Here is a 25,502-nt window from a genome sequence, read left to right on the forward strand (position 1 = left end):
CCTCAGGACTCTCGGGCCAGCAGGAAGTACGTCCGCATCGGGGGGATCATGTCGAGCCGCGCGGCGACGGGCGAGTGCCGGGCCGCCCCCTCCAGCAGGTCGAACACGTTGTCCGGGGTGATGTCCCGGGTGAACATCGTCTTGATGGCGATCTTCAGGAAGTCCCGGTAGTTGGTGGTGTCCATCAGCACCCCGGCGCGCTCGAACGCGGCGAGTTCCTCCTGGTCGATCGGCTGCCGCGCGACCTGGTGCGTGCTCGGGATGCTGGGCGGCTGGACCTCGCCGGTGAAGCAGGCGGCGAGCGAGTCGGCCTGGAAGTCGAGCACGAGGTGGGTGCGGTCCTTCGTCCACCCGGAGACCGCGCTGTGGGCCTGGGTGGCGTCGAGGAACCAGATCTCACCGACGTTCATGTGGTAGAGCGTCGTGTTGTGCGAGCTGACGCAGGACTCGTGGGTCTCCAGCGGAAGGTGGATCCGGATCAGGTTGCTGTCGAGTTCGAGGTAGTCCCGGTGCGGCACGAGCGCGCTGCCGGGGGTCAGCCGGGCGAGCCGGCCGTACTTGAGGCGGGACATGTCGAACAGCTCACCCACCAGGTGCCGCACGTACGGCAGGCGCTGGCCCAGGTCGGTGACGACGGCCGGGCCCTCGAACGGGTCGAGTCCCGCGTCGAGGCCGAGGCCCGTGCCGTTCCACACCGCGCAACTCTTCCAGGCGCCGCAGACGAAGTCGCTGTACTTGTCCGTGTAGGGAAACGACGCCATGGTGTCGAGGTCCGTGGCGAGGCTGTCGGCGTCGATGTCGCACGTGCCGAGGATGCCGGTTTCGGTCGAGTTCATAACGGTGGTCATGGTCGGTACCTTCCAGCGGGGTGAGGGGCGGAGCCGCACGTCGTCGGGAGGGCGGCCGGCGTGACTCACACGCCGAGTCGCTCCTTGAGCTCGGCGAAGAAGGGCACGTGGAGGAACTCCCGCTTCTCCTCGTCGTACCGGGTGTACCGGCGGGTGAAGTCGATCAGGCCCGCGCGGGCGGCCTCGACCCCCTCGGTCAGGACGACGTCCTCCAGCTCGGTGATCTCGGTGACGAGCGTGCTCAGCGCCTCGGGCAGGCTCGGCAGGAGCCGGATCCGCCCCTCGTCGATCGTCAGGGCGCCCTGTTCGCGCAGGTAGTTGAAGAGCAGTTGCGACGCGATCGCGTCGTAGTTCGGCTTGGGGATCCCCTCGACCGAGTAGCGCAGCAGCCGCTCGGCCAGGACGAACTCGAAGGTCAGCGCGGCGAGCTCACGATCGATGTCCGCGTCGTCGAGGCAGACCAGCATCGACTTGACGTCGACCCGCATCTCCTCCAGGCCGGCGAGCGGCTTGTAGCTCTTCGCGGACAGGAACTGCGGGATCGGCATGCTGCCCGTGCGGTGGTGGAACTCGTGCAGCCGTACCCAGGAGCCGGCGGCCCGCTCGACGCCGCGGTCGTCGACGCCGGTGAGCAGCGGGAACGAGCCCGGGACCATGGCGGCGTCGATGAGCCGGCGGGTGAGGCCGTGCCGGGTGACGAACTTGTCGATGAAGTAGAAGATCAGGTCGTCCGGCTCCTGGCGACCGTCGATGTGGTTCTCCGGGAAGAGCGCCACGACGACCCGACTGTCGAAGCCGGCGCTGTGCCGGAGCAGGTTGACCGGCATCGTCGGGCTCGGGTAGCGCTCCACCAGCACGGGGTCGGACGGGATGGGCTCGTACTCCAGGTAGTCCAGACCGAGGGACGGAAAGTACGCGGCCGAGAACACGGACAGGAGCGTGTTGTCGGCCCGCGAGTTGATGTGCCGCTTCGTGGCCGTGAGCTGCGGCGTGTCGTGTGCGCCGGACAGGTCCTCGACGAGTGCCCTGGCCGCGGGATGGGCACCGAGCGACGCCGAGTCGGCGATCCAACCGGCCAGCCGGCGCAGTGCCTCCGGCGACCCGGGCTCGGTCTCGCGCTGGTAGCGGGCACGCAGCTCGTTCACTTCGTTGACGACGGCGTCTGTTTCCACTGTGGGGAGGGACGATCGCATGGCAGCTCCTATCCTCGAAGCCGGATGACTCCGGCGGTCGCCACCACGGGCCCCGGGGCGTCGTCGGTGGCGGCCGTCAGTGCCGTTCTCGGTTGGTCGCGCTACGACAGGTCCCGGGCGAAGTCGTCCAGCAGGTCCGCCCACGCCGGGATGTAGGACTCCGCGAGCGCGACGAAGTGCTGCGCCTCGGCCGGGGTGGAGACCAGGTGACTCATGCCGGCCTCGTCGTCGCTGACGGACGCGGCGTGGCCCGTCTCCGCCCGGATGTGCGAGTCGATCCAGGCGTAGTCGCGCTGCTCGGGAAGGACCTGGCGGCCGTCCACGGTGACCTTGCCGTACAGGCGCCGGAACGCGACCGCGATGTCGAGGGCGATGGTCTCCACGACACGGAGCTGGACCGCGCCACCCAGTTCCTCGGCCGCCATGGCGTCCATGACGTCGAGGATGCGGGTCAGCGCGGGGGATTCGGCGGGCGCGTCCGCGCTGCCCAGGGCCGAGCGCAGCGGCGCGCAGATCGTGTCCGCCCACCACAGGTAGTGGATACCGTCCACACCCTCCGGCGCGACCTCCGCGAACGCCGCCGCCCGATTGTCCAGATCGTCCCCGATGACTCGGTAGGCCATCTGATACGCTCCGAGTACCTCTCGACTCACTGTGTAGTCGCGAGCCAGACGTCGCCCGTGGGCACCGAGGCTGGAGATGGTGGTGAACATGAACGCCTGAGTGGTCCGCTGCCACTTCTCCGCGATCCGCAGCGCACCGGCGGGGCTCACCGAGGTGGCCTCCTTCGCGCCCGCGAAGAACCGGTTGTTGCGTCGGGTGAGGCCTGCCTCGTCGATCAGCCGATCGATGGTGGCGTCGGCCTGCACACGGAGGTCGGTCAGGTCGAGTGCGGTGGTCATCGTGCCCTCCTCGCTTATAGGGACCGGGCGGAGTGCTCCCCGAAGCCCGCCAGGACAGGCCAATGTCGACGAAGGTCATCGAGTCGACGCGGGCCTATGATCATCGAATATGGTGTATCGCGCAACGGGAAGACGGCCGAACCCCTGTGCTGCCCCCTAAGCGGGTGGCGACCCCTCGTGCGTTGCCTCAAGAGCGGGTAGTAGTCCCCGCCAGTTCAGCGTGACCAGCGTCAACTCGACGCGAGCGACGGTACGGCGCGGGCCAGACCGCTGTCCGGCTCGCCGGCGTCCACGAACGGCGCCGCCAGTCGCTCCGGCACCCCCATGTTGCGCGCGAAGATCCCGAGCCGGCGCTGCCAGGCGGACACATCCGATGGCGGCGCGATCGGCACGGTGCCGCGGGCGACCAGCTCGGCGTACTCGTCGCGATCCGCGTTGCCGGTGGCGATCGAGTGCCGGAGGGCCGCCTCCAGGTCGCGCTGGGCGTTGACGACGCACATCGTCCACTTGAGCAGGACGGTCGCGGTGCAACCGGGTGCGACGTCGAGCACCCCGGCGTTGCGCCGCAGTCGCGACGAGTCGGTGGTGTTGATCGCCACCTTGAGGTGGGCGGACACCACCTCCGCGCCGCGCACCTCCGGATACCACTGGCTGAGCTGACGGAGCGCCAGTTGGGCACGCTCAGCCGCCTCGGGGTGACCGTTGCGCAGGAAGTGACGGAAGTCGTCGGGCAGCGCGTAGGTCGTCGGGTCGACGCGGTGCACCGCGATGTGCGCCGCCGGCGGGTAGTAGACGAGCGCGGTGTCCTGGCTGAAGGGACTCAGCATGCCGCCGTACTCGTCCTCGAGCTTCAGGCACGTGTAGTTCTTCGTGGTGCGCTCGGGCAGCTCGACGAAGAGGATCTGGCGCAGCGCCATGTAGATGGGGGGCAGCGCGAGCGACGGGTTGAGACGGCGGGCGATCGCCGGGGTCTCGGTGGCGGCACAGAGGGCGACCTGGTCGCCGACGACCGTCTTCCGCGCGCCGTCCTCGACGTACTCCACCTCGTAGGTGCCGTCGGCACGGCGGCTCACCCCGGCCACGTCGGCGCCACCGCGTACCTCGACGCCGCTGCGGCGCAGCTCCTGGTCGAGCAGCGCGGTGACGACGACCGGGTTGATGCCCCGTTGTGGAGTGACGAAGGCGGCGCCGACGTCGGCGACCCAGTCCGGCGCGGGGATCTCGCGGCAGACCTGCTCCGGCGCGCCGAACAACGCGTTGGCCGGGTCCTCGGCGCAGAGCTGCGCGTAACGGTCCTGGATGACCCGCATGTTCTCCCGGCACTGGCCGATGATGTCGGTGCCGCTGTCCTGCATGGCCTGGGAGGCGATGACCCTGCTGTGGTCCTTGCCTCCGAAGACGAGGTCGGGGAAGAAGCGTTCGTTGACCAGGCGCCCGTCGAAGCAGTCCCGGGCGCTCTGCGGATCGAACGGATACTCGGCACCGCTGTGGTTCTCGCTGACGATGTTGCTGGCCCCCGTGCAGATCGGGTGGGCCTCGGACGAACGGGCCTCGGCCCGCTCCAGCAGAAGGACCCGGTATCCCGCGCGGCTACGCATGATCGCGGTCAGGCAGCCCGCGATACCTCCGCCGATCACGATGTGCAGCTCGGTTCGCTTCACTCTGTCAATCCCTCTGTCATGGGCAACGATCCTTTGCCGCAACACGAGCTGAACCAGGTCCCGGTTTCGGCACCGTGCCCGGCCGGACAGCGCGTCCTGCTGCGGATCTTGGGGTGGAAGAGCGGTGAGGTGGCAGGCCGGGGGACGTTGGCTGGAGGAGGGGTGCCCTCGTTGGCGGTAGACGGTAACAAACTTCGATCAACCCCGGAAGGATCTTCCGATAGGACAGGGGTTCGAGCGACCGGGCCCGCTCACACCGCTCTCACCAGCACCGATGCCGGATCGGGGGCGCCCACGTTCGCGCTCCGGAGCGGATGACGCGGATCTGTACCCTCTCTGCCATGTCTGGTTCCCCCCTCGTCGACGACCTGCGTGCGGCGCTCGGCGACGCCGTCCTGACCGACCCCGACCTGCTCCGGATGCACCGCAAGGACGAGGCCGATCTCTGCGAGGCCGGCACCCCGCTGGTCGTCGTCCGTCCACGTGGCACGGCCGATGTGGTCGAGGCGGTGACGATCGCCGGGCGGTACGGCGTGCCGGTGGTGCCGCAGGGGGCGCGTACGGGGCTGGCGGGCGCGGCGAACGCGGTCGACGGCGCGGTGGTGATCAGCATGGTCGCGATGGACGCGGTGCTGGAGATCGACCCGGTCAGCCGGATCGCCGTGGTGCAGCCCGGCGTGGTCAACGCGGCGCTGTCGGCGGAGGTGGCGAAACAGGGGTTGTGGTATCCGCCGGATCCGGGATCGTGGGAGATGTCGACGATCGGTGGGAACGTCTCCACCAACGCGGGTGGCATGTGCTGCGTCAAGTACGGCGTGACCACCGAGTACGTGTTGGGGCTGGAGGTCGTGTTGGCTTCCGGGGAGGTGCTGCGTACTGGTCGGCGTACCGCCAAGGGGGTGGCCGGTTACGACCTCACCCGGCTCTTCGTGGGTTCCGAGGGCACCCTCGGCGTGATCACGGAGGTGACGGTGGCGCTGCGGCCCGCCCCGGCGGAGTCGCTGACCATGGTGGCGGTCTTCCCGACCACCGCCGCCGCCGGTCGGGCGGTCGCCCGGATCGCTGAACACGGACTCACCCCCAGCCTGCTGGAACTGATCGACCGCACGTACCTGCGGGCGATCGAGGCGTACCGGCCGATGGGCCTGCGTACCGACGTCGAGGCGCTGCTGCTGGCGTCGGCGGACACCGGGCCCCAGGCCGCCGGGGACCTGGCGCGGCTCGCCGAGCTGTGCGAGGCGGCCGGCGCCGACGAGATCCACACGGCCACCGACGCCGTGGAGGCGGCGGCCCTCTTGCAGGCCCGCCGGCTGGGTCACGCGGCGATGGAGAAGTTCGCCAGGGAGTCGTTCCCCACCGGCAACGGCGGGATGGTGATCGACGACGTGGCGGTTCCCCGGGCGGCGTTGGCGGCGCTGCTCGACGGGGTGGCCCGGATCGCGGCGGAGTGCGACGTGACCATCGGCGTGGTCGGCCACGCCGGCGACGGCAACATGCACCCGAACATCGTGGTGGACCGGGCCGACCCGGCGAGCCTCGAACGCGGCCGGCGCGCGTTCGACGAGATCATGCGCCTCGGCCTCGAACTGGGCGGCACCTGCACCGGCGAGCACGGCGTGGGCCTGCTCAAGCGCGACTGGCTCGCCCGCGAGATCGGCCCGGTGAGCCTGCGGGTGCACCAGGCGATCAAGGCCGCCCTGGACCCGGCCGGCCTGCTCAACCCCGGCAAGGTCTTCTGATGCCAGCCACCCTCCGGCGGGCCGTACGGAGATGAGGAGAGCGTGCCGACCATAGCCATCGTCGACGGATACTCCACAGGCAGCGCGCTGAGCCGGGCGCTGGCCGAGCGGGGGGTGACCTGCGTCCACGTACGTAGCGGCGAGTCCCTGTACGACTACTACCTGAAGACGTTCCGCCCCGGCGACTACGCGGTCGACCTCGGCTTCGTCGCCGACGAGGACCACCTCGTCGACCGGCTGCGGGCGCTCGGCGTCGACCGGGTCGTCGCGGGCACCGAGCCGGGGGTGGTCCTCGCCGACACGCTCAACCACCTGCTCGGCACGCCCGGCAACGACATCGCCACGGTCACCGCGCGGCGCGACAAGTCGGCGATGGCGGAAACCGTGGCCGTCGCCGGTCTCGCCGTGCCCGCCGGCCGCTGCTTCGAGTCCGTGGACGAGGCGGTCGACTGGTACGCGGCCAGCCTGTCCGGCCCGGCCGTCGTCAAGCCCGTGGACGGCGCGGGCACCGACAACGTGCGGTTCTGCGAGGGTCTCGACGAGGTGCGCCTCGCCTGCGAGACGGTCCTGGCCTCGGTCAACCTGTACGGCGTACCCAATCGACGCGTGCTGGTCCAGGAGCGGCTCGTCGGGACCGAGTTCTACGTCAACACGGTCTCGTACGCGGGCGCGCACCGGGTCGCCGAGATCTGGCGGTACACGAAACGGCCGGGTCCTGGCGGTGGGCCCATCTACGACTACGAGGAGCCGGTCGACCGGGGCTCGGCCCTGGCCCGGCAGCTCCGTGAGTTCGTCTTCGGGGTGCTCGACGCGCTCGGTGTCCGGTCCTCGGCGGCACACACCGAGCTCATGCTCACCGACCGGGGGCCGGTGCTGATCGAGGCCGGGGCCCGCCTCGGGGGAGCGACCCTGCCCGACGTCGTGGCGAAGTTCTGCGGTGTGTCGCAGACCTTCCTACAGGCCCAGCACCTCGTCGATCCGGCGTCGCTCGACCAGTTCGACGACCGTACGCCGGGCTGGGCCGCCGCCGTCCGGAACGTGTCGCTGATCAACCCGGTCCCCGTCGCCGCGCAGGCGGGGGACTGGCACGCCCGGCTGTCGGAGCTGCCGGCGGCCGTGGCGATCGCCGCGCGCTGCTCCCCCGGGGCCGGACTGCCGCAGACCGTCGACCTGTTCAGCTCGCCCGGCTACCTCTATCTCGCCGCGGAGGACCCGGCCGAGGTCGAGCGGAGCTACGAGCTGTTGCGCCGCTGGGAACGGCACGGCCTGTACGGGAGCTGACCCCGCCCGCCCGGCGCTGCCGGTTCGATCGCGGGTGCCGACGGGGTAAGAAGGTGCGGAGGAACAACCGCTCACCGGAAGGACCCCCCGATGACCCTGGAACGACCGATCGCCCCGGACCCGTACGAGCTGCTGCCGACCGTTGCGTCGTTCACGCTGACCAGTGACGACGTGCAGAACGGCGAGCCGATGGACGCCGCGTACGCCCACGGCAGCGTCGGGGGCGACAACATCTCGCCGCAGCTCGCCTGGTCCGGCTTCCCGGCCGAGACCAAGGGCTTCGTGGTGACCTGCCTCGACCCGGACGCGCCGACGGGCAGCGGCTTCTGGCACTGGGTGCTGGTCAATTTGCCGGCCGACGTGACGCGGCTGCCGCGCGGCGCGGCCGGCGACGACCTCGGCGGCGCCTTCACGGTCCGCAACGACTACGGCGACCGGGGCTACGGCGGCGCCGCCCCACCGGCCGGCGACCGGCCGCACCGCTACGTGTTCGCGGTGCACGCCCTGGACGTGGAGCGCCTCGACGTCACCCCCGCCGCGACCCCCGCCGTGGTCGGCTTCAACCTGGCCTTCCACACCCTGGCCCGCGCCGTGATCCGTCCCACCTACCAGGTCAAGGAGTAACCCGGACCGGGCCCGGCCTCAGGAGGGGACCCGGGCCACCGCGAAGACCGACTGGCCGAACGGGGGGAGGACGCGCTGTTCCGCCGCCTTGGTGGCGGGGAGCACGAGGGTGTCGTAGACCTTGACCATCGGGCCCTCCTTCGGCATCAGCCGGAAGACCTTGGTCGCCATGAAGTAGCCGATCAGGCCGAGCGCGTTCGCGTAGTGGATCTTCTCCACCGTCAGGCCGGCGTCGGTCATCGCGGCGGCCAGGGTCTTCTTCGTGTAGCGCCGCACGTGGCCGGTGGCGATGTCCGCCGGGCTCATCGCGAACTGGAAGGCGGGCACGATGATGATGACGTTGCCGCCCGGCCGGACCAGGTCGCGCATGCTGCGCAGCGCGCCCACGTGGTCCTCGATGTGCTCCAGCACGTTGTACGACACGGCGGCGCTGTAGTCGCCCCGGTCGGGGTGCGGCAGCAGCATCTGCCGGACCTCGATGTGGGGCTGGTCGGCCAGCCGCTCCTTCAGCAGGATCAGCCGGTCCGGGTCGGCCTCGGTGGCGGTGAAGCGCGGCAGGTGCTCCGCCCACTCCAGCGCGTAGTCGCCGAGCCCGCTGCCGATCTCGATCGGGTTGTCACCGAGGTACGGCAGGGCCAGCTCGACGAACCAGCGACGGTGGTTGACCGCCGTCGCGAGACCCTCCAGGACCTCGGACTGCACGCGCTGATCCCCAGTGATTTCTGCCATGCGTCGATTCCTCACGATATGAACTCGACCCGCGCCTGGACCGACAGAGTGAATCATCCGCACTGGCAACAGAAAAATCGGGGCACCCGTGGTGGCCGAAATGCGGTCGGGGGTGGGCACGTGATCGGCGGTCGGCGAACCCGGCACATGGTACGCCAGTACCCCGAAACATGTCACCTTGGCGTCATAGCCTGACTACTCTACGAATCGTCATGACTACTCCTGAACCGGGCCTCCCCGCTGGCGAGTCAGGGCCCGGGGCGTCGGTGGGCGGGCCCGACCGGGGCGTACGGCCCTGGAAGGGGTGGTGGACGGACGTCGCCGCGGTGGCGAGTTTCGTCGCGCTGGGCTTCTGGGTGACCGCGCGGCTCTGGCTGCGCCCGTCGCACGGCATCCGGGACAACCGCACCGACCAGTCGCAGTTCGAGTGGATGATGGCGCACGGCGCGCGCGTGGTGACCGATTTTGTTGATCCATTCACCTCGGACCGGATGAACGTGCCGGAGACCGTAAATCTGATAGCAAATACGTCCGTATTATCCGTATCTCTGCCAATGACGCCCGTCACACTCCTGCTCGGCACCCGCGCGTCGTTTCTGCTCTTTCTCACCCTCGGCATGATCGCCACGGCGACGGCCTGGTACTTCCTGCTGTCCCGGGTGGTCGTCGGCGCCCGCGGGCCGGCCTGGCTCGGCGCCGCGTTCTGCGCGTACGCCCCGGCGATGGTCTCGCACGCCAACGCGCACCCCAACATCGTCTCGCAGTACGTGGTGCCCCTGATCGTCTGGCGCACCCTGCGACTCGCCGAGCCGGGGCGCTGGCTGCGCAACGGGCTGCTGCTCGCGGCGGTCATCGTGTGGCAGGCCTTCCTCAACCTCGAGGTGCTGCTGATGACCGCCATCGGGCTGGGCGTGGTGGTCGGGGCGCTCGCCCTCGGCCGGCCCGAGCTGCGCCGGCGGGTCCGGCCGTTCCTAGCGGGCCTGGCGGTGGCCGCCGCCGTGGCGCTTGTGGTGCTCGCGTACCCGCTCCACGTCCAGTTCTTCGGCCCGGGGGCGTACAACGGGCTGTCCTGGCTGATCCGGGGCTACTCGACGGACCTCGCGTCGTTCGTGGCGTACTCGCGGGAGTCCCTGGCCGGTGACGCCCGCAGCGCGCAGGGGCTGGCGAAGAACCCCACCGAGGAGAACGCCTTCTTCGGCTGGCCGCTGGTGGTGCTCGTCGTCGCCCTGGTCTGGTGGCTGCGCCGGCACGTCGTGGTACGCGGCCTCGCCGTCCTCGCGCTCCTCTTCGGCCTGCTCTCCCTCGGGCGGGAGGTGCAGCTCAACGGCAGGGGGACCGGGATACCCGGCCCGTGGGCGGCGTTGGAGAACCTGCCCGTCCTGCACTCGGTGGTGCCGACCCGGTGGGCGCTGGCGATCACCCCGATCGTCGGGGTGCTGCTCGCCTACGGGGCGGACCACGCCCGCGCCCTGGCCGCCCGGCACCCCCGGGCACGCCCGCAGATCCGCTTCGCCACCGCCACGGTGCTGGTCATGGCCCTGCTGCCGATCCTGCCGACCCCGCTGCCCACCACCCGGCTCGACCCCGTACCCGCCTTCGTCACCTCGGGCGCCTGGCGGCCGTACGCGGACGGCGGGCGGAGCATCGTGACCCTCCCGCTGCCCGACACCCACTACGCCGATCCGCTGCGCTGGTCGGCGCGGACCGGCCTGGACATGCCCATCGCCCGCGGCTACTTCCTCGGCCCGGACACCCGCCCCGGTCGGGACCGGATCGCCCTGTTCTCCGCGCCGCCCCGCCCCACCAGCGAGTTCTTCGCCGAGATCCGGCGGACCGGCGCGGTGCCGCCGATCACCCCGCAGGCGCGGGTCGACGCGGTCGGGGACCTGCGGTACTGGCGGGCGGGCGCGGTCGTCCTCGGGCCGCACCGGCAGGCCGACGCGCTGCGCCGGGGCATGACCGAGCTGACCGGCGTCCGCCCCACGTACACCGGTGGGGTCTGGCTCTGGGACGTCCGCCCGCTCACCGACTGACGCCGGGCGGCCCGGAGGCGGCCGGTCAGGCCTGGCGGACGCAGCAGCCCTGGCAGATCTTGGGCTTGGGGAGGGTGAAGGCCAGGCAGCAGGTGCGCCGCTGTACGGTCGGCTCGCCGTTCGGGCCCGGGACCAGCTCCACCAGGTCGGCGAGGTCGAGCGCGCCGAGCAGCGTCTCGATCGTCTCGACCGACGAGCCGGGCAGGCCGTCGGCGGCCCGGAGGACGCCGTGGGCGATGCCCGAGGCCACCGACCCGAGCAGGGTGCGCGCGCCGATCCGGACCTCGGCCTGGATCGCGGCGACCATCGGGGCCAGGTGGGCGTCGAGCAGCGAGGCCCGGAGCACCTGGAGCAGTTCCGCCTCGTCCGCGACGACCCGCACCTCGGGCAGCCCGGCGAGCGCCAGCGGGTCGCTCGGCAGCACCGCGACCGTGGTCGAGCGGCGCAGGCCCATGGTGAGCAGCGGTCGGTGGTCCTCGAAGTGGATCAGCACGTCGGCCGGGTCGAGCAGCGGCACCCGTCGGGCCGAGGCCCAGCCGAGCGCCACGGGCAGCGCTGTCCAGTAGCTGTACGACTTCCAGGCCAGCGCCGCGCAGGCGTGCGGGGTGCCGCCCCAGCGCGAGCTGGCCGAGCGCAGGAACTCCGGCAGGAGGGTGCCGTCGACAAGGGTGGTCGCCGGGCGCCAGCCGAACTCGTCGTGGACCAGCAGGCCGGGCGCTAGGCCGGGCACGTCGTCGGTGCCGAACATCGCGCGCATGGCGGCGGTGACCGGGGCCAGCGGCGCGGCGGCGGTGTGGCGCTCCGGCATCACCGCTGTCACTGGACTCACCCACCCCGTCGTCGCGTCGGCGGGCATCCGCCCGTCGCTGAGCTAAGGCTAGCCTAACCACATCTGACGAGATAAGGGAAGGCTCGCCTGCGTCGGATCCGGAGGGGCCGGTCACTCCACCCGTGCGGCGTACTACCCGGTCATCGGGGCGGAAAACGTCGCATCAGTATCGACAGTCATCGCTGCCTGTCAAGGCTCGCGTCGGCAAGGTGTCAGTTCCGTGTGCGCGTCGCCACAGAACGTGAAACTGATACTCCCGGCCACGAGGAAGCTGATGACCTCACCGCTCGATCGGGCTGCCGACTCCTTCGCCGCCGAGATCGCCCGGCACCGCACGGGGCGGGGGCTGTCCAAGAAGCAGCTCGCCACGCTGATGGGCTTCGACCCGTCGTACGTCAGCCACGTCGAGGGGCGCCGGCACCGCCCCACCGAGGACTTCGCGCGCCGCGCCGAAGCCGTGCTGGAGGCCGGCGGCGCGATCTGGCAGCGCTTCAAGGAGTACGACGAACTGCGGCACGCCCGGGCCGAGCGGGCACACCGGGACCCACCCGTACCCGGGCAGTGGATGCCGCCCGGCACCGGACTGATCGTCGAGCGGGAACTCGCCACCCTCACCCACCTCGGCGACGCCTACCGCTGCGTCATCCGGCGCGAGCTGTACAACGCCGGTACCGAGCCGGTCACCCGCTACCTGGTGCGGATCGCCGTCGACCGCTACCCCAACGACCCGGGGCGCTCCAACCTGCACCACCGCGAACACCCGCTGACCTTCGCCGAGCTGCGGCTGCGGGCGTACCGGGAGGACGGGGACGAGCGGGAGGCGATGCACTGGCGGGCCAAGCACGACCGCGACGCCTTCAAGGAGCTGTGGCTGCTCTTCGAGAACGCCGACCGGCGCTTCCCCCTCTATCCCGGGGACCGGGCCACCATCGAGTACGCGTACTGCGTCGGGCACGACAAGTGGGGTCCCTGGTTCCAGCGGGCGGTCCGGCTGCCCACCCGGCAGATGGCCGTACGCCTGGACCTTCCGGCCGCCGTCGACCCGCAGGTGTGGGGCGCGGAGACCTCGCTCTCGGCGGAGGAGGGCCCGCTGCGCACGCCCGTGACCAGGCGCGAGGACGCCGACCGGGTGATTTTCGACTGGGCGACCGAGGACCCGCCGCTCAACGCGCGGTACCGGTTGCAGTGGCGGTTCCGCGGCCGGCCCGACGCCGAGCCCGAGGAGGCCGGGCGGATCCGACCCAGCGACCGGATGCGCGGCATCGGCATCGTGCAGCGCGGCGCCGACCTGCTCCGCCAACCGGCCCGCCCGTTCGACCTGCCCCGCGAGGAACGGGAGGCCCGGGACGTCGCCGACCGCCTCGCGGCGACCCTGGTCCGCCTCGACGAGCTGCACCCGTTCCGCAAGGGGGTGGGCATCGCCGCCCCGCAGCTCGGCCTCGGCCGGGCGGTGGCGGTGGTCCGGCCCCCCGACCGGTCGGCCGACCCCGTCGTGCTGCTCAACCCCCGCGTCGTCGACGCCTCCCCCGACAGCGACGAGCAGTACGAGGGCTGCCTCTCCTTCTTCGACCACCGTGGCCTGGTGCCCCGGCCGCTCCGGCTCGACGTGGAGCACGCCCAGTACGACGGCAGCCGGATCATCACCTCGTTCGAGTTCGGCATGGCCCGGCTCGTCGCCCACGAGATCGACCACCTGGAGGGGCGGCTCTACGTCGACCGGATGGCGCCGGGGGTGCCGCTGGTGCCGGTCGAGGAGTACCGCGAGACCGGCCGGCCCTGGCGCTACTGACCTGCGCGCATCCGCCCCGGCGGTACGACCACGTCCGCCCGGGTGGGAAGGACGGCCGGGCGGACGTGGTCGTGCGGGGCGGTGCCGGTCCGCCCGCTTGGGGGACCGGGGCGCGTGCCCCAGGGGGCAGGAGCACGCGCCCCGGTATGGGGGGAGGAACGCTTCTAGAGGTTGCCGAAGGTGTCGTAGCGGGTGTTCTCCGGCGGGACGCCGTCCTCGGCGAGCACCCGGAGGGTGGCCCGGACCATGCGGGCGGAACCGGAGACGTAACAGTCGTGCGCCGTCCACGGGCCGTACCGGCCGACCACGTCGGGGACGTCACCCAGTTCGCCGTCGAAGTCGGGATCCTCGCTGCACGCCGGAGTGACCGACAGCCACGGGTGCGCGGCCACCAACTCCTGGAGCCCGGCCAGGCCGTACAGGTCCGCCGCCGTACGGGCGCCGTAGAAGACGTGCACCCAGCGGGTCCGGTTGTAGCTGGCCAACTCCTCCACCAGCGCCTTGATCGGAGCCAGGCCGACGCCGCCCGCCACGCAGAGGATGTCCCGCTCCGAGGCGCGGTCCAGCGTCATCGACCCCATCGGCGCCGCCACCCGGAGCAGGTCGCCGGGCTTGACCCGGCGGACCAGTGCCCCGGACACCCAGCCGGCGCCCTCCGGCGTACGGACGTGGAACTCCAGCAGGTTGTCGTCGTTCGGGGCGTTCGCCACCGAGTAGGTGCGCCACACCCGGGGGAGGTGGCGGGGCACCTCCACGCTCACGTACTGGCCGGCCCGCCACGACAGCGGATGCTGCAACGCCCGGCAGGTCAGCACCGCCGTGTCCCTGCCGTACCGCTCGTGGGTCAGCACCTCCGCGTGCCAGAACGGCGGGTTGTCGTCGGCCGCCGCCCCGGCCAGCATCTTCTCCGTGATCGCCGCGTACGCGTCCCGCCACGCTTGGTCGTACTCCAGGTTCCAGCCGTCGCCGGCGACACTGCGCAGCGCGTCCAGCAGCGCGACGCCCATGGTCTCGTAGTGCGCCGCCTCGACGTGGTACTTGCGGTGGTCCCGGCCCAGCGAGCGCAGGTACTCGTCGAAGCTCTCCGGGTCGCCGACCGTCTGGGCGGCGGTGACGATCGCCTCCAGGATCCGGTCGCCCTGCCCGGTCATCTCCACCGGGAAGAGCTTGCGCAGCTCGGGGTCGAGCAGGAAGAGCCGGGCGTAGAAGTGACCGCTCAGCCGCTCCCGGTGCTCCTCGACCAGGGTCCAGCTCTCCTTCAGCAGCCTTGCGAAGTCGTCCACGAGGCGCGCTCCTTCTCCTGACGGCGGATCGGGCACCCATAGAATGTCCACGGAGCGTGCCTACCGGTCGCACAGAATGTGCGATCGGCTCGTGAGGCTCGTTCGGGCGGTGACGTCGGCCGGTGACGTCGGGCGGTGACGCTGACGTCGGCCGGTGACGTCGGCCCTCGGCGTCGGGCAGAGTGGTGCGGTGACCGTTGAGCTGCAACGCCCGGCGACCCGTCGGATGCTCGGCACCGAGACGCTGCTCGTGCTCGGCCTCTCGCTCGGCCAGTCCGCCGTCTACGCGACGGTGTCGATCGTGGCGAAGCTGACCGCCGACGGGCCGCTGTCGAAGCAGACCGCCGCGCTCAACACGTCGGTGTCACCCCGGCCGTGGCTGGACCTGACGTACCAGCTGCTCGGGATCGTCTTCGCGCTGCTGCCGGTGCTGCTCGCCGTACACCTGCTGGCGCGGGACCCCGGCGATCCGGCACGGACGCTCGGCCTGGACGCCCGGCGGCCCGGTCAGGACCTGGCCCGCGGCGCCGGCCTGGCCGCGCTGATCGGCCTGCCCGGCCTGGCGCTGTTCTGGGCGGCGGCCCGGCTCGGCGTCAACGCCACACTGGTGCCGGCCGCGCTGCCCGACCTCTGGTGGACGGTCCCGGTGCTGATCCTCGCCGCCGTGCAGAACTCGGTGCTGGAGGAGGTGATCGTCGTCGGCTACCTGACGACCCGGCTGCGCCAGCTCCAGTGGCGGGTCGGCGCGATCGTGGCGACGAGCGCCCTGCTGCGCGGCTCGTACCACCTCTACCAGGGCTTCGGCGCCTTCCTCGGCAACGTCGTGATGGGCGTCGTGTTCAGCCTCTTCTACCTGCGCACCCGCCGGGTCATGCCGCTGGTCGTCGCGCACACGCTGCTCGACATCGTCGCCTTCCTCGGCTACGCCCTGCTGCCGAAGGAATGGTTCGACTGGCTCTGATGCCCGCCAGCCCCTCCCCCCTCCGCGGCCTCGTCCCCTCCGTGGCCTCGTCCCCTCCGCGGCCCCCGTCGGGGTGCCGCCCGGTAGATCTTGGTGGGAAAGTGCCCCTCTGGGGGCCATTTCTCACCAAGATCTACCAGCGGCCCGCGTCCTTCCCCGCCGCGTTCCGCTCAGCCGAGCGCAGGTTGCCGGCGATCAGCGGGGCGTGGGTCGCCGGTAGGCGGTGATCGCGCGGGCGGCGAGCCGCTCGGCCGCCGCCGCGTCCCCGGCCGCGGCCACGAGCACCGCCGCGCCGGGCAGCAGCCGGGACGCCACCCGCAGCGCCAGCCAGCCGCCCGCCTGGGCGGCCAGCGGCGCCGCCAGCCGCCACGCCGCCTCCGCCGCCCGGGGCCAGCCCGCCTCGTCGGGCGCGTCCGCCGCCCCGGCCGCCGCCAACGCGGCCCGCGCGCTCTCCGCGTCCGGGTGCACGCGGGTCAGCACCAGCAGCTCCACCGCCCGGTCCGGATGCGCCGGGTCCCGGCCGTACGCCGCCGCCAGGTGCAGCACCAGGTTGGCCTGTGCCCACAGCACGGCCGCCAGCTCGGCCACCGGCGCGAAGAGCCCCGCCAGCGCGGCGGTCGCCCCGCCCACCCCGGCCTGCCGGACGAACCGCCGGGTCGCCAGCCGCGCCAAGCCGTCCGCTCCCGCATCGGGGTACGCGTCGCGCAGCCGCTGCGCCCAGTCGCGGGCCCGCGGCCCGAACGCCTCGACGGCGGCCAGGGCCAGCAACTCCGGCGCGAACGCGGGATGCTCCACCACCCGCGCGGCGGCCAGCCGAAGGACCGTTTCCGGCGTACGCCCCGGCGGGGTCCCCGCCGCCCCGTCGCCGACGTGCCGCCCGACCACCTGCGGGGGCGCGGCGGTCGGGTCCTGGACGGGGTCCTGGACCGGGGCCTCGGCAGCGACCGTCGCCGGGGTGAGCGTCGCCGGGGCGGCCTTCTTCGCGGGCGTCGCCTTCCGGGCAGGCTCGGCCATCGCGGCCGGTGTGGCCTTCTTCGTGGCCGTCGCCTTCCTCACGGGCGCGGCCTTCTTCACGGGCGCGGCCTTCTTCACGGGCGCGGCCTTCCGGGCCGCTGTGGTCTTCCGAGGGGGCGCGCCCTTCGTCGTCGCCGGGGGCGCCGCGCCTTCCGCCGTCCACGGCTCTGTGGCCTCCGCCGCCGTCGTGGCCGGCTCTGCGGCCTCCTTCGCCGCCGTCCCCGGCTCTGCGGCCTCCTTCGCCGCCGTCCCCGGTACTGCGGCCTTCTTCGCCGCTCCCGGCCCGGCGGCCTCCGCCGGCGTCGTCACGTCGGCCTGGTCTGCCGCCTTCTTTGCTGTAGGCGGTCGCGTTGGCGCGGCCTTCTTCGCGACCGCCCTCTTCCCGGGCGCCTTGCGGGTGGGGGCGGCGTCACCACCAGAGGTCTGCGTGCCGGAGGCGGGCGGGCCGGCAGCGGTGGGGGATCCCGGCTGATCGCCGGTAGCGGCGGACGCGCCGCCGCCGCCGATGTGCGCGGCGTCACTCCCGCCGGTCTCGTCCGCCTGGCCGGGCCGCTCCCGTGGCACCCGTTCGGCCGTGCGGTCGGCCTGGCCGGGCGGCTCTTGTGGCGCCTGCTCGGCCGTGCGGTCGGCCTGGTCAGGCTGCTCTTGTGGCGCCTGCTCGGCCGTGCGGTCGGCTTGGTCGGGCCGCTCCCGTGGCGCTTGTTCGGCCGCGCGTCCCGACTGACGGGGCAGCGGCGGATCGGCCGAGGGCGGTTGGAAGAGCACCGCAGGCGCCGGCTTCGCCCGCCGGGGGCGCTTCCCGGAATCCTCCGGCCCGGCCGGCTCCGGCGGCGCGGGGGGCGGACTGAAGGTCGCCTTCGGGGAACGTCGGCGCGCTCCCTCAGCAGGCTCTCGGCGGGTCGGCTCGCGCGGCGGCTGCTCCTGCATATCGATGGAGCGTAGTCCTGATCACGCCCGTGCACAGCAGGGAAAGCCGAGGCCGGGGGGAGTCCCGGCCTGGTTCGGGACAGCCCGTTGCGCCGGCGGAGGGGCGGACCGGGGAAGTCGCTTTGCTCCTGATGGGTGAGGCCCTGTATCCTCGGGCGCGGTGGTCTGCAGGGCCACCAGGGAGACTTCGCCTAGTCTGGTCTATGGCGCCGCACTGCTAATGCGGTTGGGGTCTTAAAGCCCCTCCCGGGTTCGAATCCCGGAGTCTCCGCGCGAAAGCCGGGTGTGTAGACTGGCCAAGCACCGAGCGCCCGTAGCTCAACGGATAGAGCATCTGACTACGGATCAGAAGGTTAGGGGTTCGAGTCCCTTCGGGCGCACTTCACGATCAAGGCCGTGACCAGCGGAAACGCCGGTCACGGCCTTGATTGCTTCTGCGGGTTGGGCGGAGCCTCCCAGGAGTTGGATGTCGCGGTTGACCTGGGCTGGCGCAGGGGGGCGAGCGGGGGTCGGGACGACAGGGCCAGGTCAGAGCGCCGGGGACAGGTGCAGGAGACGGTTGGGCGAGCCGACCCCCGGGTTGATCACGACCGGGTTGGCGACGCTGAACAGGTAGCTGGCCACCTGGGCCGGTGTCCAGGTCGGGTTGTTGCTGAGCACCCGAGCGGCGACGCCGGCGACGAGCGGTGCGGCGTGCGAGGTGCCGCTGATCGTCTGGGTCGCGGTGGTCGAGTTCCACCAGGCAGACGTGATGCGATCGCCTGGAGCGAAGATGTCCAGGCAAGGGCCGAAGTTCGACCAGCTTGCCCGGCTGTCGTTCGTCAACGTCGCGCCCACGGTCAGCGCGGCCGGCACCGACGCGGGTGAGACGGTGCAGGCGCTCACGTTCGAGTTGCCGGCCGGGACCGTTACCGTGATGCCGTCGGCGACCGCGTTCGTCACTGCGGTGTTGAGCGCGACGGTGGGGCTGGTCAGCACGCCGATGTTCGCCACGGCCGGTTGCCCGGCGAGGTGGTTGGCGATCATCCAGTTGATTCCGTTGATCAACATCGACAGCGTGCTCGGCAGGGCGCAGTCGAACACCTTGACCGCGACCGGCACGACGTTCTTGGCCGCCCCGTAGGTCGTCCCGCCGACGGTGCCGGCGACGTGGGTGCCGTGCCCGCTGCAGTCGTTGGCCGGGAGCATGCCGTCGACGGCGTCGTAGCCGTACACCGCCTGGCCGCCGAAGTCGGCATGGCCGATCTGGATCCCGCTGTCCACGATGTACGCCCGGACGCCGGTTCCGACACTTGTGAAGTTGTAGGTACCACTGAGTCCCAGCGGTGCGTCGATCCGGTCGAGGTTCCACGGCGCGTTCGTCTGGGTGGTGGCCAAGCTGGTCAGACGGTCCTGCTCCACGACCGCCACCGCCGGGTCGGCGGCCAGCCGGCGGGCCACCAACTCGGAGGTCCGTACGGAGAAGCCGTTCAGCGCGTCGCGCCAGACCTGGTCCGGGCGGAAGCCGTACCGGTCGGCGAGGCGGGACACGCCAGCCTGCCGATCGGTGACCGTACCGCCGCTGTCCTTGAGGGTGACCACGTAGCTGCCGGGCACGGGGGTGGCGTTGCCGGCGCCGAGGATCTCGCCGGTCGCCCCGGAACGCGCCTCGGTGGCGGGTGTCGCAGTGGCCGGTCCGGCAGCCACGGTGAGGAGCATGACCGTGGTGGCGAGCGTGGCCATGGCGGCCGTTCCGGCTCGACGTTCGCGGGCGAAGATCGTGTGGCGGTGGAGTCTCATCTCCCAGCCTCCCTCTGTTCCGGCCATTCCGGCGGGCGTACGACGCGCCGATTGAATCGTCCGAACGGTTTTGCCGGATCGTACAGTCGATAGCTGGCTGCATTCCATCGCGGAATTCATGAATCCAATCGACGGCAGTCTTTTTCGGCGTGGAGTGAGAAGAGTTCTGACTCGATGTATCAGGGCTGCTTCCGGGGCCTCGACTGCGGCTGCTGCTGTCTGCGGGCCGCGGGTAACCTCGTCCTGGGCGCGGCCACGATCAGCCCAGCACCCCGCGCGTCAACCGGGTCACCGCCTGGTCAGCCTCGTCAGGACGCCCACGAGCGTGACCAGGGCGATGACCTGCGTGACGGCCACCGCAGTCGTCAGACTTGCTGGCGAAAGCTCGTACAGGAATCCGGCTGCGGCACCGCCGGCCAGCGCCCCTGCGCCCTGCACCGCGGCGAACACCCCGTACGCGGTCGCTCTGCGTTCCCGTGGCACGAGATCGGCGACCAGCGCCTTGACTGTGGAGTCCTGCACACCCACGGCGGCACCCCACAGCAGGACTCCCGCCGCTGCCAGCGGCAGGCCACCGGCGAACAGCAGGCCGGGCACGGTGGCGATCAGCGCCGGAAGCGCGATCAGCACCCGTGGGCCGGTCCGGTCGTAGAGAGCGCCGGTGAGGAGGGCGGCGAGAGCACCGGCGGCCATCGCGGCCGCGTACATCAGCGGCACCGTCGCGGTCGCGACGACGCCCGCGCGGACGAGGTGGAAGCCGATCAGCCCGAATGTCACCAGGCCGGCTGTGCACAGCGCCATCGCCGCCGCGAACCAGTGGAACACCGCCGGCAACGGCGTCCGCCGGGCCGCCCGGGTGGCGGACGGATCGGATGACGCCGAGGGGGTGCCGCCGGCCGGTGCGTTGCTCGCGGCCGGCATGTCGGTACGCGCCCGAACGGCGAGCAGCAACAGCATCGCGACGACGCCTGGCAGGGCAAGGACGGCCAGCGCGGGCCAGAGGGTCCCCGCTGCCATCGCGACGACCGCGGCGACGAGCAGCGGACCGGCGAAAGCGCCGACCTGGTCGAGTGCCTTGTGTACGCCCAGCCCTCGACCCAACCCGACGCGGCTGGCGGCGTCGGCCAACAGCGCTGACTTTGCCGGACTGCGCACCGCCTTGCCCAGCCGTTCGGCGAGGAGCAACGCGGCGGCGACGGCCAGACCAGCGCCGCCCAACAGCGGCGTGAAGGCGAGCAGCGGTACGCAGACCGCGGTCAGGCCGTACCCGAGGAGGGTCAACGACCAGTACCGGCGGGTCCGGTCCGCAAGCGGCCCGGACACGAGCCGCAGCAGCAGTGCCGCCGCCTCACCGGCGCCGGTGACCAGCCCGACGACGACAGCGGACGCACCCAGTGAGGCCAGCAGCGGCCCGTACACCGAGCGGGCACCTTCGTACACCATGTCGGCCGCCAGGCTCACCACGCCGAACCCGACGACGACCCGCCACGCCGAGCCGTCGCCTGCGGCCACACCTGTCCGGGACAGCAGCGGGCTGCGGGTCACCGCGCGCTTGCCTGCGGTGCCACCAGCGGCATCCACTCCAGCGGCGTCATCCCCACGATCCACGTCCGAACGCACGTCGGCATTATCCGCAGCGGGTGGCGGCAGGAAGCAGGGCAGCCCCGGCGGGTCTCGGGCGGCCTACCCGGCGGCCCTCGTCGTAGGCCGTCGTTCTTCAGCGGTTGGCCCGTGCCGCGTACGCCCGGTGGGCGGCCGACGGGCGGTGAGTGCCGTCGGGACTGATACTTGGTCGATGACCAACCCTGATCTCGACCCGGAGCTGTATCCGCCGCTCGATCCTCGGGAGCCCGTGCCCGACGACGCGGCGCAACTACTTCCCGACACGCCCGACGAGCTGCCGGAAGCACCCGTCGAGCCGCTGCCGGACGACGGTGACCAGGCCGGCGGGGTCCGCGAACCGGCCTGATCGGCCGCGCGGGCCGGAGGCCACCGGGCCGGGGAACACTCCACCGCCCCGGACCCGATACCGCTCGGACGAACGCCACGGATCGGTGACGGTGACGCCGGTGGCCGTGGCGAGCCGCGTCCGGCACTACATCCAGATGTACTCCTCAGCGATGGCCCCGTCCCGCCACTTCGCCACCGTCACCATCCGGCTGCCGTCCTCGAACTCGCCCACCACGCAGGTCCACTCCCCCGATCCGAAACCGATGGGGTGCGACTTGATCTGCGGCGGCTTGCCACCGTTCTGCTCGGTGAACGCCACCATCGCATCGATGTGCTCCTGGACGCCCCGGGTCTGCGGCTGTCCTTTCATGTCCACCAGCACGTCGTCAGTGTGATGGTGGGCGAAAACGCCGTTCCAGTCCGCCGAATTCCAACCCTTGAAGTCGAGATCGTCCATGCCCTTCAGGTTGCGGGTGACTTGCTCGTCGGTCATGACACGATCCCCTCGGCGAGTGGCGATGACGTCTCCAGGCGAGGCTACAGCGGCCCACGGAAAGCGTCGTCCGATCGCCAATTCGCCCCGTCACGTGCGGGGGCCGTGGGAAAATGGCGACGCGGTGCACTGCGGGCACAGCTTCTTGCTGAATCACCGACAATTTGTTGAGGAAGCTTCATGGCGCACATCTCGATCATCGGTGCCGGCAACATGGGACAGGCCATCACCGCTGCTCTCACCAGGGACGACAACGTGGTCGACCTGCTCGGCAAGGAGGATGCCGACAAGCCGGTCGACGGCGACATCGTCGTGCTCGCCGTGCCCTACCCAGCCGTGGATCAGGTGCTGGCCCAGCGTCCCGGCCAATTCGACAACAAGATCGTCGTCGACATCACCAACCCGCTGAACTTCGAAACCTTCGACTCCCTGGCCGTCCCCGCCGACTCCTCGGCGGCCGAGGAGATCGCCGCCAAGTTGCCGAACTCCCGACTGCTCAAGGCATTCAACACCACGTTCGCCGGCACCCTCGCCGAGGGAACCGTCGGCCCGCTGACCACCACGGTTCTGGTCGCCGGTGACGACGCGGACGCCAAGGCGACCCTCGTCGGCGTGGTCAACGCCAGCGGCCTGAAGGCGATCGACGCCGGCTCGCTCAAGCGTGCTCGCGAGATGGAGGCTCTCGGCTTCCTGCAGATAAGCCTGGCGTCAAATGAGAAGGTTTCCTGGTCCGGCGGCTTCGGTATCGTCGACTGACCCACAATTCACCACCGACGCCAACCGTTAGTCTGTGCTTCGCGGACATCATTTGGCTGCTCCGACGAGCGATTTCCTACCCCGTCGCGTCCGTCGGTCGTGATCGGCGTTGCCCCGCGCGGCGCGGTCGGTCGTCTTCCGGTTCCCATCCGAGGTCATCGTCCTGGCGGTGATCGGCCGCGTGAGGGAGCCGCTGAGCACGGGCCGCCCGGGCATGTCGGCACGCCGAACTCGGCACCACCTTCGACGATGACCGAACCACCGCGCTGATCGCCGCGGACGTCGCCAGCTGGGCCAGCGTCGACACCGACATGATCCGGCTGATCGAGCGGGCCGCCGCCGCAGGCGTACGCCTGGCCCTGCTGTCCAACATCCCCGAGGAACTCGCCAGCCACTACGAACATCACCACGCCCAGTGGCTGCGGCACTTCGAACTCGTCGCGTTCTCCTCCCGCATCGGTCACGCCAAACCGGAGCCCGCGGCCTTCCTCTGGTGCTGCGACAGGCTCGGTGTGCCACCCGGCAGCGTGCTCTTCATCGACGACACCACCGTGAACATCCACGCCGCCGAACGCCTCGGCATGCACACCCACCAGTTCACCGAGCCTGCCGGGACGGCCCAGGGCGATCAGCCGGGTGCAAACAGGGTGGCCGAGGTCCGACGCCAGGCTCTAGCAGGCCGGACGATGCTGGGCTGGCGTGCGGTTCGAACCGACTGTGGGCGCCGGCTGCCGCGTCGCCTCGGCCGGTGGCGGCGATGGCGGGTAGGTGACCCTTCAGCAGGTGGGGCTCGGCCAGGTCCCATCGGCGAGCGCGGGCCACTGCCCGGCCGGCGCAGGCGTTGCCGTATGCAACAAACCTGCACGTCTCCGCACTTGCCTCGCGGGCAAGCGCTTTCCTAGCCTGTGTTTCATCGATGTTTCGATCCCTGATCGGGCTGAGGGTACGGACACGAAGCCGCATGCGGTGTCGGGCTGTGCAGGTAGTGCCCCGCACCGTGCTCACTCCTGAGGAGTCCAACAGTGCGAACCACAGTGCGACACAAGCTTCTTGCCGGCGGCACCGCCGTGGCTGCCGCAGCCGCGCTCGCCGCGGCGCTGCCGATGACCCGGGCGTCGGGGGCGGCTGGCGGCCCCAGTCCCGCATCGGTCGGCGTCAACGCGACAAACCTCAGCCTCGGAGCCGGCTCCGACGGCTCCAGCAAGGCCAGCGGCACCAGCTACGGCAATGTGCTCGACGGCAACATGAGCACCTACTGGTCGCCGACCGGCTCGACCGGCCGCATCTCGATCAAGTGGGACACCGCCACCACGGTGGCCTCGATCAACATCCGGGAGGCGGCCGGCGCCGTCGGGGTCATCGGCTCCTGGCGGGTCGTCAACAACGACACCGGCGCCACCCTGGCCAGTGGCAACGGGGCCGGGGTCATCAACTTCGCCGCCACGTCGCTGCGCAAGATCAACTTCGAGATCACCGGCTCGACCGGTACGCCGAGGGTCGCCGAGTTCGAGACGTACGCCTCGGGCGGGACCACCCCGCCGCCGACGACTCCGCCGCCGACCACGCCGCCGCCCACCACCCCGCCGCCGACCACGCCCCCGCCGACCACGCCCCCGCCGTCGAGCGGCACGCTGTACGTGGCGCCGACCGGCACCGACAGCGCGTCCGGCACGCAGGCGAACCCGACGACGCTCACCTCCGCGATCACCCGGATCGCTGCCGGCGGCACGATCTACCTGCGCGGCGGCACCTACCGCTACTCGCAGACCATCACCATCGGCCAGGGCAACAACGGCACGTCGAGCGCGCGCAAGAACATCTTCGCCTACCCGGGCGAGACCCCGATCCTGAACTTCTCGGCCCAGAGCGAGGACCCGGCGAACCGTGGCCTCGCGGTGGGCGGGTCGTACTGGCACATCCGCGGCATCGTCGTCGAGCGGGCCGGGGACAACGGCATCCTGCTCGCCGGAAACAACAACATCATCGAGCGTACGGTGACCCGCCACAACCGGGACTCGGGGCTCCAGCTCTCGCGGCTGGTGGCCAACGCGCCCCGCGACCAGTGGCCGTCCAACAACCTCGTGGTCAGCACCGTGTCGCACGACAACGTCGACTCCGACGGTGAGGACGCCGACGGTTTCGCGCCGAAGCTCACCGTCGGACCCGGCAACGTCTTCCGCTACACCGTGGCCCACAACAACATCGACGACGGCTACGACCTCTACACGAAGAGCGACACCGGGGCCATCGGCGCGGTGACCATCGAGTCCTCCCTCGCCTACGACAACGGCACCCTCAGCAATGGCGGCCAGGCCGGGGCCGGCGACCGCAACGGCTACAAGCTCGGCGGCGAGGACATCGGGGTGAACCACATCGTCCGGGGCAACATCGCCTACGACAACGGCAAGCACGGCTTCACCTACAACCGCAATCTGGGCAGCATGCAGGTGTCGAACAACGCCAGCATCGGCAACGCCGAGCGCAACTTCACCTTCGACGGCGGCTCCTCGGTGTTCCGGAACAACACCTCGTGCGACGGTGGCTCGAACGACAAGATCGTCGGCAACTCCGACAGCTCGAACCAGTTCTGGTCCGGCACCAACGGATCCCGGTGCGCCCAGTACTCCGGCGCCCTGGGCTGGTCCTTCGCGTCCGACGGTCGCCTCGTGGTGACCTTCGGCGGCAGGGTCGTCACGCCCTGACGAACGGTA

Annotated in this window: 22 protein-coding genes and 2 tRNA genes; 13 read left to right on the top strand and 11 right to left on the bottom strand. The window is 71.2% G+C overall.

All coding sequences use genetic code 11. From position 1 onward, the window contains the following. Positions 1–2: 2 nt before the first annotated feature. From ACGFNF_RS28770 to ACGFNF_RS28785, 4 genes are all read right to left on the bottom strand, one after another. Positions 3–848 carry an aspartyl/asparaginyl beta-hydroxylase domain-containing protein gene (locus ACGFNF_RS28770; protein ID WP_357578430.1) on the bottom strand — a complete coding sequence of 282 codons (846 nt, stop codon included), beginning with the start codon at positions 846–848 and terminating at the stop codon, positions 3–5. 65 nt (positions 849–913) lie between these two features. Then, positions 914–2,041, bottom strand: a complete 1,128-nt coding sequence (locus ACGFNF_RS28775; RefSeq protein WP_393171954.1) for a DUF6421 family protein — start codon at positions 2,039–2,041, stop codon at positions 914–916. Between the two features lie 101 nt (positions 2,042–2,142). Continuing rightward, a complete protein-coding gene (locus tag ACGFNF_RS28780; RefSeq protein ID WP_393171956.1) occupies positions 2,143–2,943 on the bottom strand; it encodes a DUF6202 family protein in 801 nt (266 codons plus the stop codon). 230 nt (positions 2,944–3,173) lie between these two features. After that, the gene (locus ACGFNF_RS28785; RefSeq protein WP_357578433.1) at positions 3,174–4,604 is read right to left on the bottom strand and encodes an FAD-dependent oxidoreductase; all 1,431 of its coding nucleotides are present in this window, start codon (positions 4,602–4,604) and stop codon (positions 3,174–3,176) included. A gap of 341 nt (positions 4,605–4,945) precedes the next feature. Between ACGFNF_RS28785 and ACGFNF_RS28790 the strand changes: the two genes are divergently transcribed. The 3 genes from ACGFNF_RS28790 to ACGFNF_RS28800 all read left to right on the top strand — a co-directional run bounded on the left by ACGFNF_RS28790 (position 4,946) and on the right by ACGFNF_RS28800 (position 8,248). Further along, the gene (locus ACGFNF_RS28790) at positions 4,946–6,343 is read left to right on the top strand and encodes an FAD-binding oxidoreductase (protein WP_393171958.1); all 1,398 of its coding nucleotides are present in this window, start codon (positions 4,946–4,948) and stop codon (positions 6,341–6,343) included. A 42-nt stretch (positions 6,344–6,385) separates the two neighbouring features. Next, on the top strand, positions 6,386–7,624 hold the full coding sequence (locus tag ACGFNF_RS28795; protein WP_393171960.1) for an ATP-grasp domain-containing protein: 1,239 nt from the start codon (positions 6,386–6,388) through the stop codon (positions 7,622–7,624). A 90-nt stretch (positions 7,625–7,714) separates the two neighbouring features. Continuing rightward, positions 7,715–8,248: a YbhB/YbcL family Raf kinase inhibitor-like protein gene (locus ACGFNF_RS28800; RefSeq protein WP_327029958.1), complete on the top strand. Its 534-nt coding sequence runs from the start codon at positions 7,715–7,717 to the stop codon at positions 8,246–8,248. An 18-nt stretch (positions 8,249–8,266) separates the two neighbouring features. Here ACGFNF_RS28800 and ACGFNF_RS28805 read toward each other — a convergent pair whose 3' ends face one another. After that, the gene (locus ACGFNF_RS28805; protein ID WP_393171962.1) at positions 8,267–8,977 is read right to left on the bottom strand and encodes a class I SAM-dependent methyltransferase; all 711 of its coding nucleotides are present in this window, start codon (positions 8,975–8,977) and stop codon (positions 8,267–8,269) included. 212 nt (positions 8,978–9,189) lie between these two features. On the opposite strand from ACGFNF_RS28805, the gene ACGFNF_RS28810 reads away from it, so the two are divergent. Continuing rightward, positions 9,190–11,010, top strand: a complete 1,821-nt coding sequence (locus ACGFNF_RS28810; RefSeq protein WP_393171964.1) for a hypothetical protein — start codon at positions 9,190–9,192, stop codon at positions 11,008–11,010. 25 nt (positions 11,011–11,035) lie between these two features. Here ACGFNF_RS28810 and ACGFNF_RS28815 read toward each other — a convergent pair whose 3' ends face one another. Further along, complete coding sequence (locus ACGFNF_RS28815; RefSeq protein WP_393172007.1) at positions 11,036–11,818, bottom strand: IucA/IucC family C-terminal-domain containing protein; 783 nt, start codon at positions 11,816–11,818, stop codon at positions 11,036–11,038. Positions 11,819–12,110: 292 nt separating this feature from the next. Between ACGFNF_RS28815 and ACGFNF_RS28820 the strand changes: the two genes are divergently transcribed. Next, a complete protein-coding gene (locus tag ACGFNF_RS28820) occupies positions 12,111–13,628 on the top strand; it encodes a peptide deformylase (RefSeq protein WP_393172009.1) in 1,518 nt (505 codons plus the stop codon). Between the two features lie 164 nt (positions 13,629–13,792). Here the strand turns inward: ACGFNF_RS28820 and ACGFNF_RS28825 are convergent, their stop codons facing one another. Beyond that, positions 13,793–14,911, bottom strand: coding sequence for a globin domain-containing protein (locus ACGFNF_RS28825; protein ID WP_393171966.1), 1,119 nt, complete (start codon positions 14,909–14,911; stop codon positions 13,793–13,795). A gap of 190 nt (positions 14,912–15,101) precedes the next feature. Here ACGFNF_RS28825 and ACGFNF_RS28830 point away from each other — a divergent pair, with 190 nt between their 5' ends. Then, on the top strand, positions 15,102–15,872 hold the full coding sequence (locus ACGFNF_RS28830; RefSeq protein WP_393171968.1) for a CPBP family intramembrane glutamic endopeptidase: 771 nt from the start codon (positions 15,102–15,104) through the stop codon (positions 15,870–15,872). 195 nt (positions 15,873–16,067) lie between these two features. On the opposite strand, the gene ACGFNF_RS28835 is transcribed toward ACGFNF_RS28830, so the two are convergent. Further along, on the bottom strand, positions 16,068–16,886 hold the full coding sequence (locus ACGFNF_RS28835; protein ID WP_393171970.1) for a hypothetical protein: 819 nt from the start codon (positions 16,884–16,886) through the stop codon (positions 16,068–16,070). A gap of 10 nt (positions 16,887–16,896) precedes the next feature. Between ACGFNF_RS28835 and ACGFNF_RS28840 the strand changes: the two genes are divergently transcribed. The 3 genes from ACGFNF_RS28840 to ACGFNF_RS28850 all read left to right on the top strand — a co-directional run bounded on the left by ACGFNF_RS28840 (position 16,897) and on the right by ACGFNF_RS28850 (position 18,193). Beyond that, positions 16,897–17,358 carry a hypothetical protein gene (locus tag ACGFNF_RS28840; protein WP_393171972.1) on the top strand — a complete coding sequence of 154 codons (462 nt, stop codon included), beginning with the start codon at positions 16,897–16,899 and terminating at the stop codon, positions 17,356–17,358. A gap of 635 nt (positions 17,359–17,993) precedes the next feature. After that, a tRNA-Ser gene (locus ACGFNF_RS28845) sits at positions 17,994–18,084 on the top strand. 36 nt (positions 18,085–18,120) lie between these two features. Continuing rightward, positions 18,121–18,193: transfer RNA gene (locus ACGFNF_RS28850), tRNA-Arg, on the top strand. A gap of 148 nt (positions 18,194–18,341) precedes the next feature. On the opposite strand, the gene ACGFNF_RS28855 is transcribed toward ACGFNF_RS28850, so the two are convergent. Together ACGFNF_RS28855 and ACGFNF_RS28860 are read right to left on the bottom strand one after the other, a co-directional pair. After that, positions 18,342–19,592 (bottom strand): S8 family serine peptidase, encoded by a 1,251-nt coding sequence (locus ACGFNF_RS28855; protein WP_393172011.1) that lies wholly within the window; start codon positions 19,590–19,592, stop codon positions 18,342–18,344. 288 nt (positions 19,593–19,880) lie between these two features. Then, a complete protein-coding gene (locus ACGFNF_RS28860; RefSeq protein ID WP_393172013.1) occupies positions 19,881–21,035 on the bottom strand; it encodes an MFS transporter in 1,155 nt (384 codons plus the stop codon). A gap of 352 nt (positions 21,036–21,387) precedes the next feature. Between ACGFNF_RS28860 and ACGFNF_RS28865 the strand changes: the two genes are divergently transcribed. After that, the gene (locus tag ACGFNF_RS28865) at positions 21,388–21,561 is read left to right on the top strand and encodes a hypothetical protein (protein ID WP_357578443.1); all 174 of its coding nucleotides are present in this window, start codon (positions 21,388–21,390) and stop codon (positions 21,559–21,561) included. Between the two features lie 126 nt (positions 21,562–21,687). Here the strand turns inward: ACGFNF_RS28865 and ACGFNF_RS28870 are convergent, their stop codons facing one another. Continuing rightward, a complete protein-coding gene (locus ACGFNF_RS28870; protein ID WP_393171974.1) occupies positions 21,688–22,035 on the bottom strand; it encodes a hypothetical protein in 348 nt (115 codons plus the stop codon). A gap of 180 nt (positions 22,036–22,215) precedes the next feature. Between ACGFNF_RS28870 and ACGFNF_RS28875 the strand changes: the two genes are divergently transcribed. From ACGFNF_RS28875 to ACGFNF_RS28885, 3 genes are all read left to right on the top strand, one after another. Continuing rightward, positions 22,216–22,791: an NADPH-dependent F420 reductase gene (locus tag ACGFNF_RS28875; protein WP_393171976.1), complete on the top strand. Its 576-nt coding sequence runs from the start codon at positions 22,216–22,218 to the stop codon at positions 22,789–22,791. A 311-nt stretch (positions 22,792–23,102) separates the two neighbouring features. After that, the gene (locus ACGFNF_RS28880) at positions 23,103–23,693 is read left to right on the top strand and encodes an HAD-IA family hydrolase (protein WP_393171978.1); all 591 of its coding nucleotides are present in this window, start codon (positions 23,103–23,105) and stop codon (positions 23,691–23,693) included. Between the two features lie 120 nt (positions 23,694–23,813). After that, positions 23,814–25,493: a cellulose-binding protein gene (locus ACGFNF_RS28885; RefSeq protein WP_393171980.1), complete on the top strand. Its 1,680-nt coding sequence runs from the start codon at positions 23,814–23,816 to the stop codon at positions 25,491–25,493. The last annotated feature ends 9 nt before the right edge of the window (positions 25,494–25,502 follow it).

Source organism: Micromonospora sp. NPDC048868, assembly GCF_043198195.1.
Classification (GTDB): domain Bacteria; phylum Actinomycetota; class Actinomycetes; order Mycobacteriales; family Micromonosporaceae; genus Micromonospora; species Micromonospora reichwaldensis.